13 protein-coding genes are annotated in these 13,838 nt (G+C 72.1%); 4 read left to right on the top strand and 9 right to left on the bottom strand.

What is annotated here, in order from left to right; genetic code table 11:
• The first annotated feature begins 48 nt into the window (after window positions 1–48).
• The gene (locus tag DVK05_RS13215) at window positions 49–1,971 is read left to right on the top strand and encodes a prolyl oligopeptidase family serine peptidase (RefSeq protein WP_121564002.1); all 1,923 of its coding nucleotides are present in this window, start codon (window positions 49–51) and stop codon (window positions 1,969–1,971) included.
• A gap of 43 nt (window positions 1,972–2,014) precedes the next feature.
• Here DVK05_RS13215 and moaA read toward each other — a convergent pair whose 3' ends face one another.
• From moaA to DVK05_RS13180, 7 genes are all read right to left on the bottom strand, one after another.
• A complete protein-coding gene (gene moaA, locus DVK05_RS13210) occupies window positions 2,015–3,019 on the bottom strand; it encodes a GTP 3',8-cyclase MoaA (protein ID WP_121564000.1) in 1,005 nt (334 codons plus the stop codon).
• A 115-nt stretch (window positions 3,020–3,134) separates the two neighbouring features.
• Complete coding sequence (locus DVK05_RS13205; RefSeq protein WP_121563998.1) at window positions 3,135–3,902, bottom strand: MBL fold metallo-hydrolase; 768 nt, start codon at window positions 3,900–3,902, stop codon at window positions 3,135–3,137.
• An 81-nt stretch (window positions 3,903–3,983) separates the two neighbouring features.
• Entirely contained in the window at window positions 3,984–4,409 is a 426-nt protein-coding gene (locus tag DVK05_RS13200) for a universal stress protein (protein WP_121563996.1), read from the bottom strand.
• Between the two features lie 87 nt (window positions 4,410–4,496).
• Window positions 4,497–5,054: a diadenylate cyclase gene (locus tag DVK05_RS13195; RefSeq protein ID WP_121563994.1), complete on the bottom strand. Its 558-nt coding sequence runs from the start codon at window positions 5,052–5,054 to the stop codon at window positions 4,497–4,499.
• Window positions 5,055–5,211: 157 nt separating this feature from the next.
• Complete coding sequence (gene cruF / locus DVK05_RS13190; RefSeq protein WP_121563992.1) at window positions 5,212–6,102, bottom strand: bisanhydrobacterioruberin hydratase; 891 nt, start codon at window positions 6,100–6,102, stop codon at window positions 5,212–5,214.
• Window positions 6,099–7,040, bottom strand: a complete 942-nt coding sequence (locus DVK05_RS13185) for a prenyltransferase (protein WP_121563990.1) — start codon at window positions 7,038–7,040, stop codon at window positions 6,099–6,101. The genes cruF and DVK05_RS13185 overlap by 4 nt, the downstream gene beginning before the upstream one ends.
• Window positions 7,037–8,539: an NAD(P)/FAD-dependent oxidoreductase gene (locus DVK05_RS13180; protein ID WP_121563987.1), complete on the bottom strand. Its 1,503-nt coding sequence runs from the start codon at window positions 8,537–8,539 to the stop codon at window positions 7,037–7,039. Before DVK05_RS13180 ends, DVK05_RS13185 begins: the two co-directional genes overlap by 4 nt.
• Window positions 8,540–8,652: 113 nt before the next feature.
• Here DVK05_RS13180 and DVK05_RS13175 point away from each other — a divergent pair, with 113 nt between their 5' ends.
• Window positions 8,653–9,420 carry an SDR family oxidoreductase gene (locus DVK05_RS13175; protein ID WP_121563985.1) on the top strand — a complete coding sequence of 256 codons (768 nt, stop codon included), beginning with the start codon at window positions 8,653–8,655 and terminating at the stop codon, window positions 9,418–9,420.
• Between the two features lie 422 nt (window positions 9,421–9,842).
• The gene (locus DVK05_RS13170; protein ID WP_121563983.1) at window positions 9,843–10,691 is read left to right on the top strand and encodes an NAD(P)-dependent oxidoreductase; all 849 of its coding nucleotides are present in this window, start codon (window positions 9,843–9,845) and stop codon (window positions 10,689–10,691) included.
• Window positions 10,692–10,730: 39 nt separating this feature from the next.
• On the opposite strand, the gene thiE is transcribed toward DVK05_RS13170, so the two are convergent.
• Window positions 10,731–11,363 carry a thiamine phosphate synthase gene (thiE, locus tag DVK05_RS13165; protein WP_121563981.1) on the bottom strand — a complete coding sequence of 211 codons (633 nt, stop codon included), beginning with the start codon at window positions 11,361–11,363 and terminating at the stop codon, window positions 10,731–10,733.
• A gap of 115 nt (window positions 11,364–11,478) precedes the next feature.
• Here thiE and DVK05_RS13160 point away from each other — a divergent pair, with 115 nt between their 5' ends.
• On the top strand, window positions 11,479–12,930 hold the full coding sequence (locus tag DVK05_RS13160) for an MATE family efflux transporter (protein ID WP_121563979.1): 1,452 nt from the start codon (window positions 11,479–11,481) through the stop codon (window positions 12,928–12,930).
• A 1-nt stretch (window position 12,931) separates the two neighbouring features.
• On the opposite strand, the gene DVK05_RS13155 is transcribed toward DVK05_RS13160, so the two are convergent.
• A complete protein-coding gene (locus tag DVK05_RS13155) occupies window positions 12,932–13,789 on the bottom strand; it encodes a mechanosensitive ion channel family protein (protein ID WP_121563977.1) in 858 nt (285 codons plus the stop codon).
• Window positions 13,790–13,838: the final 49 nt, after the last annotated feature.

Genomic DNA, 13,838 nt, shown 5'->3' with positions numbered 1-13,838 from the left:
CCTTCCGCGAGCCATACGCCCAAGTGCCCGCTCTCCGCAGTCACGCACGTGTACCGACGAGACCTCAGGGACACCGACTACGACGGCCTGCTCGCCGACACCGCCGTCGCGGACCGGGTAATTCAGGCCGCGGTCGGCCCGGACGGCCGGATCGCCTACGCGAAGAACCGAGAGCTGACCACCGACGTGTGGCTGGTGGACGGCGACGAAGACAGGCGACTGACGAGCCGGGGAGCGGCCGCGATGCGCTACGGCCGCACCGACGCGCGGTGGCTCGACTGGAGCCCCGAGGGCGACCGGATCGCCTTCGTCACAGCGGACGCCGAGCTGGCGACCGTCGACGCCGACACGGGCGCGGTCAAGGTGCTGACCGACCTGGAGGGCGGCATCTCGGGGCTCGCGTGGGGCGAGCCGGGGATCGCGATCGTCACCGACGCCTTCTCGCGCGCGAGCCTCGCGGTGGTCTCTCCCGACGGAGACCGGATCGAGGCGGTCGCGAACGACGAGTACCTCTACGCCGACCCGCACTGGCAGGGCGAGCGCGTCGTCGCGACGCGCTCGGCGCACGCCGACCTGTTCGACTACGAGGCGGCGCTCGTCCGCGTGTCCCTCGACGGTGAGAGCGAGGGCGACGCGGGCGGCGACCGCGTCACCGAGCTGTTCGCCGAACCGGGCGTCCGGGCGGCCTGTCCGCGTCCGCGACCCGGTGACGACGCGGCGGTCGCGTTCGTCCACGACGGGAGCGGCTACGACGCGGTGTACGGAGTCGGCGGCGACGCGGGAGACGGCGACGGCGACGACGGCTCACCGACTCCGATCTACGGCGTCCCCGAGACCGAAATCGCGGCGCCCGAGTGGAACGACGCGGGGGACCGGCTCGCCGTGACGGCGACGGGCGACGGCCGGACGCACGTCCACGCGGTCGACGCCGGCGGCGCGCTCGCGGGCGCCGGTCCCGGGCTCGACGTCGAGCCCGGCGAGGCCGACGGCGTCACGGTCCTCGCGGCCGACGACGCGATCCACGGCGCGCCGCGGTGGGACGGCGACCGCGTCCTGTCGGTCCGGGAGTCGCCGACCGAGCCGCCGGCCGTCGTCGACGCGGCGAGCGGGGAGCGTCGCACGCCCACGGCGACCGCGGGGCTGTCGGCGCGGCTCCCGGCGCCGGAGGCGTTCGCGTACGACTCGGACGGGACCGAGATTCACGCGATGGTCCACCCGCCGGACCCGGACGCCGACCCGGAGTCGGTCCCGCTCCTCGTGAAGCCGCACGGCGGGCCGACGGCGTTCGACGGGTTCGGGTTCGACCACCGGGCGGCCTACTTCGCGGCGCTCGGTTACGCGGTCGTCCGGCCCAACTACCGCGGATCGGACGGGTTCGGGCGGGCCTTCCGGATGGCGAACGACGGGGACTGGGGCGGGGGCGACCTCGACGACGTGATCCGCGCCGCGGACGCGACGGCGGCGCGGTACGACGCCGTCGACGGCGACCGCGTCGGGATATTCGGCGGGTCGGGCGGCGGGCTGATGACGGTGAACGCGCTCGGCAACAGCGACCGGTTCCGCGCCGGCGCCGCCTTCTACGGCGTGTACGACTACGAGACGTTCGTCGACGATACCGACGACGTCGGGTGGCAGCTCCTCAAGCGCGAGCTCGGCGACTTCGTGTCCGACCTCGACGCCTACCGCGAGGCGAGTCCGATCCGGACGGTGCCCGACATCGACGACCCGCTCATGGTGCTCCACGGCGAGGCGGACGCCCGCGTTCCGATCAGCCAGTCGGAACAGCTCGTCGCCGAGCTTGAGAAACACGACGTTCGCCACGAACTCCGCCGGTACGAGGGCGAGCCGCACGGCTTCGGGGAGCGAGAGAACGTCGTCGACGCGTACACCCGCGTGGCGGACCTGTTCGCGAAGTACCTGCGGCGGCTCCCGGACGACGGGAGCAGCCGGCCGTACGAGCCGCCGGAGTAATCGCGCCCGCGCCTCGCGCGCCTTGCGGCGACCGGTGGACCCCTCAGTCCGCCGCGCTCGGCGCCCCGAGGTACTTCTCGTTGAGTTCGTACTCGCCGTCGTCGCCCTCCACGAGGTACTCGCCGTAGTAGGGGACGCGGTTCGCCACGACCTCCTCGAACGTCTCCGCGATCTCTGCGCGCGTCATCTCGCCCATCGAGCGGAGGTCGTCGTTGCGGTTGAGACACCCCTTCAGGTACCCCTCGTGGGTGACGCGGACGCGCCCGCAGTTGGCGCAGAAGTCCTCGTTCTCGACGGGGTCGACGATCTCGACCATCCCACCGGTCGCGTCGTCTCCCGCCTCGCCGACGAAGTAGCGCTTCCGGTCGTGCATCTCGCGGTGCTCGACGCGGTCCGCCTTCTCCGCGAGCCAGTCGTGGACGCGCCCGATGTCGACGTTCCACTCGGGCTTGCCGGTCAGCTCCGGCATGTACTGGATGAGCTGGAGCTGGAGCCCCTCGTTGTCGGCGACGTGCTCGACCATCTCCTCGACGTAGCCCGCGGTGTGCGTGAACACGACCATGTTGAGCTTCACGGGGTCGAGCCCGGCGTCGACGGCGGCCTTGACGCCTTCGAGGACCTTCTCGTAGGCGCCCGACTTCGTCACCTCCGCGAAGTCGTCGGGGTCGAGCGCGTCCTGCGAGACGTTGACGCGGTCGAGCCCGGCGGCCTTCAGGTCCGCCGCGCGCCCGGGGAGGAAGGTGCCGTTCGTCGTCATCGAGACCTCCATCGAGTCGGGCGTGCGCTCGATGATCTCTTCGAGGTCCTGGCGGAGCATCGGCTCGCCGCCGGTGAACTTCACGGCGTCGACGCCGTACCCCTCGACGACCTCCAGGAAACGGACCACGTCGTCGGCGCTCATCTCCGACTCGCTCGGCTCCATCGGCCCGCGCGTGTCGCCTAACCCCTCGTTGTGACAGTAGACGCAGTCGAAGTTACACCGGTCGGTGAGCGAGATCCGCACCCCCGTCACCTCCCGTCCGAAGTCGTCCGCGAGTGGGCCGGCCATGAGAGACGGGAGCCACTACGCGCGCTTAAATATCCGGGTCGAACGTGCGGGTACGTAACACTCAGCGGTTACGCCGCGCCCGCGACGCCGCCGACCGCCGGTTACGATTCCGGCCTCAAAGCGACACGCGCAGGCCGTCCGCCGCGACCCGCACCTCGCCGTCGAACCCCGCGTCGCGGACGCCCTCTACCATCTCGCGCTCGCGGCCGCCGGTGTGCGGGTAGAGGTGCGAGAGGAGGAGCGTCCCGACCGCCGCGCCCGCGAGCGACTCCCCGAGGCTCGTCGGCGTCGGGTGGTTCGACACGTCCACGTCGTCCGGGAACGAGCAGTCGTGGACGAGGCAGTCGGCGCCGTCCGCGAACGGCGCCATCCCCGCGAACGCCTCGGTGTCGCCCGAGAGCGCGAGGGGGCCGTCGCCGGGCGCGGCGTCCGAACTCGGCGGCGAGAAGCGGTAGGCGAACCCGTCCATCGAGTGGCGCGTCTCGCGGGCGGTCACGTCGAACCCGCCGGCGGTGAACGACTGCGCGGCGGACACCTCCCGGACGGCGAGGTCGATCCGGCCGTCGAGGTAGTCGTGGACGTCGAGCAGGTCGTCGACGAGCGACTTCGTGCCCGCGGGGCCGACGACCTCGAGGTGCTCCTCGCCGGCGAGCCAGCGCGCCTTCACGAGCGGGAGGAGGTCCGCGACGTGGTCGAGGTGGTGGTGCGTGAGGAGGACCGTCGAGGCGCCCTCGTAGCCGGTGTCAGTGCCGGCGAGGCGCCCGAGGACGCCGCTGCCGCAGTCGACGAGCAGCGAGCGGTCGCCGTCGTCGAGGAGGTATCCGGCCTGCGCGCGGTCGGGGACCGGCATCGCGCTGCCGGACCCGAGCACGGTGAGTTCCATGCCGACGGGTCGCGGCGCCACCCACCCAACTGGCTCGGACGGCCGCCGAGCGGGCGCGGCCGGTCGCGGTCGGCCGAGGGGTCACTTGATCAGGAACACCGGCACCGACGCGTCGTCGGCCACGCGGTCGGAGACGCTGCCGAGGGACTGGATCCGCTCGCGGGGGGACTTCCCCTCCGGGCTCATCACGATCACGTCGATCCCGGCCTCGTCGGCGTAGTCGACGATCTCCGTGTCCGGCGTCCCGTACGCGACGTGAGTCTCGGCGTCGAGGCCGGCCTCCGCGGCCGCCTCGGCGACCGCGTCGACCGCGGCCTCGCCCTGCGACTCGAGGTCCTCGACCACGTCGTCGTGGAGGTCGCCGGAGTTGGCGGCCGCGATCCGCTGGTCGACGACGTACAGCGCGTGGAGGGTCGCGCCGTGGTCGGTGGCGAGTCGGATCGCGTGGTCGAGCGCGCGGTCGACGGCGTCGCTCCCGTCGGTCGGCACGAGAATGTCGTCGTACATGCGTCGCCGTTCGCCCGGCCGGGGCTTAACGGTGGGGCCTCGGTGTCGCCGTCCGGGATCGCGCCGCGGTCGAGGGGCCGCGTCGCGCTACTCGCCGCGCCAGCGGCCGCCGATCTCCTCGCGCCGCATGCTGTTCGCCTTGCCGTCCCGGAACACGCTGACGCGGCCGGTCTCCTCGCTCAGCGTCACGGTCGCGACGACCTCCGGGCGCACGGAGGTCTCGATGGCGCTCATGTGGCGCGACCCCATCCACGGCTCGTAGCTCACGTCGTCGACGAGGTCGGCCTCCTCGTCGCGGGTGCCGAGGTCGCGGAACCGGACCATCTGACTCTCGATGCCGCCGTCGACCGCGACCACCACGCCGCCGTCCTGCGCGACGCTCACCGACTCGGCGGCGGACGCGAGCGCGTCCTCCTCGAAGACGGACGGACAGGTGTCCCGCGGCCAGCGGTTGTCGCCCATCGGGTCCGCGTACGCCCCGTAGTCGCTGTCGCCGATGACGGCGAAGTAGAGCCCCGGCCCCTTCACGTGGGGCTCGTCCCACCCGTCGAAGGCGACGCCGACGTGCTCGGCGCAGTAGGTGAGTCGGTCGACGACCTCGCACACCCGCCCGTGGTCGCCGTAGTCGATGGCGAGGTCGTTCATCGCGTTCGAGCCCCTCGGTTCCGTCGTCCGCCGCTGTTGCCGCCGTCGATCACGTCCGATCAGACGGGACACCGGTATTTAAGCGCAACAGAGTCGGCCGGGGGCGGCTCACGGCCCGGGACGACTCGCGACCCGGGCCCGCGGCGACGCCGACCGCTCACGACCCGCGCCACTGGGTGAACAGCCGCGTGTCGAACCGGTCGGCGCGGAGGAGGCCGACGCCGAACGCGGCCGCGACCGCCGCCGGCAGGAGGTTCCCGAACCAGAGGTTGATCCCGCCCCAGAGGATCACGAAGCTCACCATGTCGTCGAGCATGAACTCGCAGTCGCGGAGCCGCTCGCGGACGCCGACCGCCGCGAAGGCGCGGTCGAGCGTGACGACGGCGACGACCGCCGACAGCACCCAGCCGGCGTAGTTCGAGAGCGGGACGCCGTAGAACGCGCCGCCGCCGAAGTCCCAGAAGCCGAGCGACACCGCGCCGGGATCCAAGACCACGTCCATCGCGACGACGACGGGGATCACCGTCGCCAGCCGGACCCACACGCTGTCGGCGCGCGGGCCGAGCAGGAGCAGGCAGAGCAGGTAAGCGTTCATCACGAGCGGGATGAAGAAGACGGGGAGCGCGACCGGCACGCCGACGAGCATCGGGCCGAGGTCGACCGTGTACGCGAACTCGCCGTACGGCCACCCGGTCGCGACGCCGACCGACTCGATGAGGTACGTGTACGCGGTCAGGACGCCGATCCAGCCGAGCGCGCGGCGGTCGATCGTCGGCAGCACGCCGACGACCAGCGGCGAGCGCATCACGATCACGCCGAACAGCACGAACCACGGGTGGAAGGCGAACGGCTCCGGCACCCACCCCTCGGCGCTGCCGACGAGCGCTATCGCCCCCACGAGCGGGAAGACGACCGCGATGGTGAACCGGTTCTCGCGGACGAGGCGGTCGAGCAGCGCCTCGGCCTCGCGGCGCGTGTCCGGCGCGCGCTCGCGGAGCGCGTCGAGTCCGGCGGCGGTCGAGGTCCCGCCGGGCGAGCCGTCGGTCACGGCAGCGCCTCCCAGAGCGGGTACACCCGCCAGAGGCCGCCCATCGACAGCAGCGTGCCGACGACGGTGTTCAGCGCCGGGAACCACCAGTAGGCGCGGTCGACGGAGACCGACGAGCGCGCGACCCACGCGACGAAGACGGGGTACACGCCGAGCAGGGCGCCGAGCCGGGCGTCGACGGCCCAGAACCCGGCGGCCGCGGCGGTCCACGCCGCGAAGCAGTAGGCGTACGTGCGCCCCTCGCCGAGCAGCGTCGCGGTCGTGTCGATCCCCGCCGCGCGGTCCGGTTCGATGTCGGGAATGGCGGAGAACGTGTGCATCCCCATCGTCCAGAGCCACGCGCCGGCGAGCGCCGCGAGCGGCGGGTGCGCCCCCGCGACCGTCGCGTACGCCGCCGCGCCCGGGAGCGCGTACAGGCCGTTCGACAGCGAGTCTAAGAACGGCGTCGTCTTGAAGCGGACGGGCGGCGCGCTGTAGCCGACGGCCAAGACGAGGAAGCCGAGCAGGTACGGCCACGCGACCCGGGGCGTGACCGCGAGCGTCGCGAGCCCCAGCGCGCCCGAGGCGACGACCGCGGCGACCACCGGCCGGCTCCCCTGCCAGCGCGCCTCGCGTCCCTTCTTCTTGGGGTTCAGCTCGTCGATGTCGGCGTCGAACACGTCGTTGACGCCGTAGAGGAACACGTTCGCGGGAACGAGGAAGTAGAGGGCGAGCGCGACGGTGGCCGGCGTGAACAGCCCGCTCACGGCGTCGATGCCGTAGGTGACGCCGACCGCGACCGGGCCGGCGAGGTACAGCCAGAAGCGCGGCCGGGACAGCACCAGCAGGTAGCGGAGCCCCTCGCCGCCGCCCCCGGCGGCGCGGGACTGCTCGTCCTCGACGGACCGGGGCTGGCCCTCTCCGGCGGATCGGTTCTGGTCGCTCACGGCGGGGATCACACGTCGTCGTCGGCCATCGCTTCCGCGGTCAGCCCCCCGCTGATGAGGCACATGGGGACGCCGATGCCGGGCGTCGTCGTCGAGCCCGTGAAGTAGAGCCCGTCGACCGCGTCCGAGACGTGCGGCGGGCGCAGCAGCGAGGTCTGCGTGAGGGTGTGCGCCAGGCCGAGCGCGCTGCCCGCGTAGCTGTTGTACCGGTCCGCGAAGTCGTCGACGGAGAACGTCTCCTCGACGACGACCCGCCCGCGCAGGTCCGTGCCGGTGTTCTCCGCGATGTCGTCGATGACGAGGTCGCGGTAGCGGTTGCGGATCTCCGGGGTGTCGGCCAGCCCGGGCGCGATCGGCACGAGCGCGAAGAGGTTGCTGTGCCCCTCGGGCGCGACGGTGTCGTCCGTCTTGGAGGGGACACAGAGGTAGTAGGCGGGGTCGTCGGGCCACTCGGGGTCGTCGAAGATCTGCGCGAAGTGCTCGTCCCAGTCGGTCGGGAGGACGAGCGTGTGGTGTTCGAGGTCCGGCACGTCGCCCTCGACGCCGAGGTACAGCAGGAACGCGGAGGGGGCGTACGTGCGCGACTCCCAGTACTCCTCGGTGTACTGCCGCTTGTGCTCCGGGAGCAGCTCCTGTTCGGTGTGGGCGTAGTCGGCGTCGGAGACGACGCGGTCGGCGAGGTAGCGCTCGCCGTCCGCCGTGTCGACCGCGAACGCGCCGTACCGGCCCTCGATGCCCGTCACCTCGGCGTCGGTGACGAACTCGACGCCGAGGTCGTCGGCGAGCTCGACGATGCCGTCGACGACGGCGGCGATCCCGCCGTCGGGGTAGTAGACGCCCATGTTGTAGTCGACGTGGCTCATCAGGTTGTACAGCGCCGGCGTGTTCGTCGGCGAGCCGCCGAGGAACACGAGCGTGTACTGCATCAGCTGCTGGAGCTTCGGGTGGTCGAAGTAGTCCTCGACGTGGCCCTGCATCTTGCCCAAAAGCGAGAGCCCCCACGAGTAGCGCAGCACGTCGGTGTCCACGTAGTCGCGCAGCCGCGGGCGGTCCTCGTACACGAAGTGCTCCATCCCGATCTCGTAGGTCCGCTCGGACTCGGCCAGGTACTCGTCGAACGCCTCGCCGGCGCCCGGCTCGTACGACTCGAATATCTCCTTGTTCTTCTCGCGGTCCGGCAGCACGTCGACCCTGTCCCCGTCCTTCCAGAACACGCGGTAGTGCGGGTCGAGCCGCTCCAGCTCGTAGAAGTCGTCGGGCGACCGGCCGAAGTGGCCGAAGAACCGCTCGAAGACGTCCGGCATCAGGTACCACGACGGCCCCATGTCGAACCGGAAGCCGTCGACTTCGAGCCGGCTGGCCCGGCCGCCGAGCTGCTCGTTCTTCTCCAGCAGCGTGACGTCCGCGCCGGCGTCCGCGAGGTAGCAGGCCGTCGAGAGGCCGCCGAATCCGCCGCCGATCACGACGACGGACTCGCCGGCGACGCCGTCGATGTCCGGGACCACGTCCATACGCGATCCTAGGAGCGGCGGGGGTATAAATCCGGTCAGACGCGTCGGGGTCGGCGGCCGGTCGCGCCCCGAGTGGATACCACTAAGTCGCCGACGCGCGTAGCCGTGTTCACATGGATCTGACGGTCGCGATCACCGGGGCAACGAGCGGGATCGGACGAGCCGTCGCCGAGGCGTTCGTCGACGAGGGGGCGTTCGTCGCCGTCTCCGGGCGCGACGGCGAGGCCGTCGATCGGACCGTCGCGGCGCTGAACGGCGATGGCGACGACGCGGACGAGGGAATAGACGCCGACGGCGGGAGCGAAGCCGACGACGGGAGCGACGCCGCCGCCGAGCGCGGCGCCGCGTGGGGCGAGCGCGTCGACGTGCGCGACGAGTTCGACCTCGAACGCTTCTTCGAGCGGACCGCCCGCGAGGCCGGCCCGATCGACGTGGTGTTCGCGAACGCCGGCGTGTTCCACGGCGCGCCGGGCGAGCGGCCGACGACCGAGGTGACCTACGCCGACTACGACGACACGATGCGGACGAACGCGCGCGGCGTGTTCGCGACGATATCGGAGGCGGTCCCCCACCTGGCCGACGGCGCGCGCGTCGTCGTCCCGTCGGGCGCGGTCGCGGCCGAGTCGAAGCCCGGGATGGGCGCGTACGCGGTGTCGAAGGCGGCCGCCGAGGCGGTCGCGCGCGGCTTCGCCGCCGACCTCGACGCGACCGTCGGCGTCGTCGACCCCGGCCTGGTCGCGACCGACCTCACCGGGAAGGAGCGCGCCCGCGACCCGGAGAGCGTCGCGCCGCTGTTCGTCTGGGCCGCCACCGAGGCGCCCGCCGAGGACCTGAACGGCGGACGGCTGGGGCTGCGGGAGTGGAAGTCCGCGACGCGATAAGATCGAGCCGACCTCGGATCGGCGACGAACGGGAGTGATACTCAGACAGTTCAGCCGTACATCCTCGTCACCACGCTGAACACCTCTAAAGCCCCAGCCGCGAGGGCTCGGTGCGCTCGCTGCGCTCCTCACTCAGTCGCTTCGCTCCCTCGTTGCGGTGCTTACGTCGCGCGCTGTCGCCCTCGCGACTGCCCCTTTGAGTCCCGCCCCGCACAGCACCGCACCTCACGCCTCCCCAGCCTCGTCAGTCGCCGTCGCTTCGCTCCGGCGACTGACTCCCTCGCGCGTGCTGACTCGCGGCCTGTCGGCCGCTCTCAGGCACGCGCCACCGCATCGTTCGCTTATTACCAATTGTCGCCGCCGCGCGTCGATTCCGCGAATCGACCACCGAGAATTATCCCCCGGCCGGTCGAACGGCCGGTATGCCACTCGCGGACCCCGACCTCTCGGGCTCGACGGCGTTCATCACCGGAACGACTCGCGGCATCGGCAAGCAGATCGCGCTCGCGCTCGCCGACCGCGGCTGTAACGTCGTCTCGACGGGCAAGACGACCGACGACGACTCCGAGCTGGAGGGGTCGATCGAGCAGACGGCCCGCGAGGTGCGCGAGCGCGGCCCGGAGGCGCTCGCGCTCGAACTGAACCTCCGCGACGAGGAGCGCGTCGACGAGGTCGTCGAGGCGGCGATCGACCGCTTCGGCGAGGTCGACATCGTGATCAACAACGCCAGCGCGATCCAGCTGGCGAACGTCGCCGACCTGCCCGCCGACCGCTTCGACCTCCTGACCGACGTGAACGTCCGCGGGACCCACCTCGTCGCGCACGCCTTCGCCGACCACCTCGCGGGGCTCGACGAGGCGTGGCTCCTGACGAACGCGCCGCCGGTCACGACCGACCGCTCGCCGGGCAAGGCGCCGTACGCGTGGTCGAAGCTCGGGATGTCGTTCGTCACGCTCTCGCTAGCCGAGGAGCTCGGGAGCGACGACGTGGGCTGTAACACCTTCTGGCCGGTGACGACCATCGACACCCGCGCGACGCGCTACTTCGGGCTCGGGACCGAGGACGACTGGCGGACCCCCAAGGTCGTCTCCGACGCGGTCCTCGAGATCCTCGCCCGCGACCCGACCGAGTGTACGGGGCACAGCTTCTACGACGAGGAACTGCTCCGCGACGCGGGCGTCACCGACTTCTCCGAGTACAACCTCACCGAGGGCGACCCGACGCCGATGTCGGCGCGGCTGTTCGATCCCGAGTTCGAGCGCGACTGGTGACCGCGCCGGTGCGGTCGGTCTCCCGCCGGTTGGGCCGAATCACCCCGTCACCGCCTCGCGCAGCGCCGCGGTCGCCGCCGCCGGGTCCTCGGCGGCGGTGATCGCCGACAGCGCCGCGACGCCGGTCGCGCCCGCCTCGACCACGGGCGCCGCGTTGCCGGCGTCGATCCCGCCGATCCCGAAGACGGGGACGTCGACCGCGTCGGCGACCGCGGCGATCCGCTCGGTGCCGATTCCGTCCCGGTCGCCAGAGACGTCCTTCGAGTCGGTGCCGTAGACGGCCCCCACGCCGAGGTAGTCCGCGCCCGCGGCCTCGGCCGCCTCGGCCTGCTCGACCGTCGAGGCCGAGACGCCGACGACGGCGTCCTCGCCCAGCCGCTCGCGGGCGACCGCGACCGGGAGGTCCGTCTGCCCGAGGTGGACGCCGTCGGCGTCGACGGCGGCGGCGAGGTCGATCCGGTCGTTGACGAGCAGGGGGACCCCGGCCTCGGCGGTCAGCTCGCGGAGCCGGAGCCCCGTCTCGTAGCGCTCGCGGTCGGTCGCCGCCTTGTCGCGGAGCTGGACGACGTCGACGCCGCCGTCGAGCGCGGCCGCGACCACCTCGGGGGTCGCCCGCCCCGCGGAGCGGCTCGCCGCCGTGACGAGATACGTCCGCCACTCGTTGATATTCACGTGTGGTACAAACCGTTGGTCACGTCAAAACGGTTGCGCTCCGACCGCGGCCGCGCGGTCCGGTCGCGGGCCGTGACGGACAGACACAAGCCGGCGCGACCCGTACGGGAGTCCAATGCTATCCCGGCTCCGGAACGGCGCCGCGCACGTCGCCGAGGCGGTCGCGGGCGCGCTCGACCGGGCCGGCGTCATCGACCGGTCGCGGCTGGACGAGACGATGGGGCTGGCGTGGCCCCGGATCGTGACCGGGTTCGCGATCATGTCGAAAAACACCGTGGACCTCGCGGTGATCGGGTACGCGGTCGGGGTGTCCGCGGTCGCGGGCATGGGGTTCGCGTTCGCGTACTGGCAGCTGGCGAAGTTCGTCTCCATCGGGCTCGCGGGCGGCACCGTCTCGCTCGTCTCGCAGAACTACGGCGGCGAGGAGCGCGGGCGCGCCGGCCTCGTGGTCAAGCAGTCGCTGATCGTGGCCGCGCTGCTTGTCGCGCCCATCGTCGCGGGGTACGTCCTCGGCGCGGAGCGACTGATCGCGCTCGTGGGCGGCGACGGCGCCGCGCTGTCGGCCGGGACCACCTACCTCGCGGTCACGGCGCCCGCGCTCGCCTTCGAGTTCTTCAACATGATCGCCAGCCGGACGTACGCCGGCGTCGGCGACACGCGCACCCCGATGGTCGCGCGCGCCGGCGGCGCGCTGCTGAACGTCGTCCTCACCGTCTGGTTCGTCCTCGGCGCCGGGCTGGGCGTGTTCGGCGCCGGGCTCGGCACTGCGGTCTCCATCGCCGCCGTCGGGCTCGTCCTCGCGTGGGGGATGACCGGGCGGTCGTACCTCGGCCGCGGCGCCTCCCCGGTCCCGGTCGGGCGCTCCGGCCCGTGGTTCGACGCCGGGCTGACGCGCCAGCTACTTCGGGTCTCCGCGCCCCTGATCGCGCGCCGCGTCGCCGAGGGGGTCGTCGTCTTCCCGCTCCTGTGGGTCGCGTCGTCGTTCGGCCAGGCGACCGTCGCCGCCTTAGAGGTCGGCCGCCGCGTCAGGGCGCTGCTCGGCAGCTTCAGCTGGGGCTTCTCCATCGCCGCGAGCACGCTCGTCGGCCAGCGGCTCGGCGCCAGCGAGGAGGCGCTCGCCACGGCGTACGGCCGCGACGTGATCTCCCTGTCGGTGGTCGTCTACGTCCTCGCGTCGGCCGCGGTGATCGCCGCCGCGACGCCGATCGCGGGCGTGTTCGTCGACGACCCGGCCGCGGTGAGCGCCACCGCCGCGTTCGTCGTCGCCGCCGCGGTGAGCGCGGTGCCGCTCGGCGTGGACGGCTCGATAACGGGGTCGCTGCGCGGCGCGGGCGACACGCGCTGGCCCTTCCTCGCGTCGATGGTCGGCCTGTACGCGTTCGCGCTCCCGGTCGCGCTGGTCGGCCTCGTCACGCCGCTCGGCGTCGGCGGGCTCTACGCGGCGCTGGTGGCGGAGAAGCTGGTGCCGGCCGGACTGAACGGCTACCGGTTCCGCTCGAACCGCTGGCAGGCGGTGAGCCGGCAGTACCGGCCCGACGCGGGCGACGCGGAGGAAGAGGTCGGGTGAGCTACTCGTCGGCGACCTCCTCGATCACTTCGACGCTGCCGGTGAGCTGCCGGTGGACGTACGGCATGTCGATGCCGGCGTCGTCGAACGCCTCCTTCACCGCGGTGACGTACTCGGAGCGCACGCGGACGAAGTCGCCGCGGTCGGGGTCGGCGATCCACCAGCGCGACTGGAGCCCGACGGCGGAGTCGCCGAGCTCGACGAGCCGGACCGAGACGCCGGGGTCGTCGAGGATCTCCTCGTGGGCCTCGGCCTTCTCGACGATGATGTCTGTCGCCTCGTCGATGTCGTCGTCGTAGCCGATCCCGAAGACGAACTTCTGTCTGAGCGTGTCGTAGGCGACGGGGTTCGTGACCGCGCTGTTCGCGAGGTCGCCGTTCGGCACCGTCACCAGCTCGTTGTCGAACGTCCGGACCCGCGAGACGCGGAGGTCGATCTCCTCGACGCGGCCCGAGTTGCCGTCCCACTCGATCCAGTCGCCGACCTCGAACGGCTTGTCCTTGAGGATGAACACGCCGGCGACGAAGTTCCCGAGGAGCTCCTGCGCGGCGAAGCCGACCGCGAGCGCGATGGCGCCGCCGAACACCGCGAACGCGGAGAGGAAGCTCCCGTAGCCGGCGACGGCGAAGCCGATCGCGATCGCGGCCACCCAGACGACGGCGTTGAGGACGTTCGTGCCGAGGCTCAACACCGCCTCGTCGAACCCGCGCGCCCTGACGACCCGTCGCAGCCCCGGGATGAGAACGAGCTTTCCGAGCAACAACACGGCGACGAAGCCGGCGACGAACCTGGCCACCGTCACGGCGATCGCCGCCACGTCGACCGCGTTCGCGATCGCGTCGAGCTGTAAGGGGAGCATCGTCATCCCGTTCGCGAGACTATATAAAGAAGCTACTGGCAGCGCGGTT

It is taken from the genome of Halorubrum sp. Atlit-8R (genome assembly GCF_003666025.1).
Classification (GTDB): Archaea; Halobacteriota; Halobacteria; order Halobacteriales; family Haloferacaceae; genus Halorubrum; species Halorubrum salinarum.
Note: the sequence above shows the minus strand (reverse complement) of the source record. Positions and strands in the feature narration are given on the sequence as shown.

Bases quoted from the DNA above. Each gene is read 5' to 3' on its own strand.
- moaA (WP_121564000.1), bottom strand. From the start codon at position 3,019: ATGGCCGGCCCACTCGCGGACGACTTCGGACGGGAGGTGACGGGGGTG.
- DVK05_RS13205 (WP_121563998.1), bottom strand. From the start codon at position 3,902: ATGGAACTCACCGTGCTCGGGTCCGGCAGCGCGATGCCGGTCCCCGAC.
- DVK05_RS13200 (WP_121563996.1), bottom strand. From the start codon at position 4,409: ATGTACGACGACATTCTCGTGCCGACCGACGGGAGCGACGCCGTCGAC.
- DVK05_RS13195 (WP_121563994.1), bottom strand. From the start codon at position 5,054: ATGAACGACCTCGCCATCGACTACGGCGACCACGGGCGGGTGTGCGAG.
- DVK05_RS13180 (WP_121563987.1), bottom strand. From the start codon at position 8,539: ATGGACGTGGTCCCGGACATCGACGGCGTCGCCGGCGAGTCCGTCGTC.
- DVK05_RS13175 (WP_121563985.1), top strand. From the start codon at position 8,653: ATGGATCTGACGGTCGCGATCACCGGGGCAACGAGCGGGATCGGACGA.
- DVK05_RS13170 (WP_121563983.1), top strand. From the start codon at position 9,843: ATGCCACTCGCGGACCCCGACCTCTCGGGCTCGACGGCGTTCATCACC.
- DVK05_RS13160 (WP_121563979.1), top strand. From the start codon at position 11,479: ATGCTATCCCGGCTCCGGAACGGCGCCGCGCACGTCGCCGAGGCGGTC.
- DVK05_RS13155 (WP_121563977.1), bottom strand. From the start codon at position 13,789: ATGCTCCCCTTACAGCTCGACGCGATCGCGAACGCGGTCGACGTGGCG.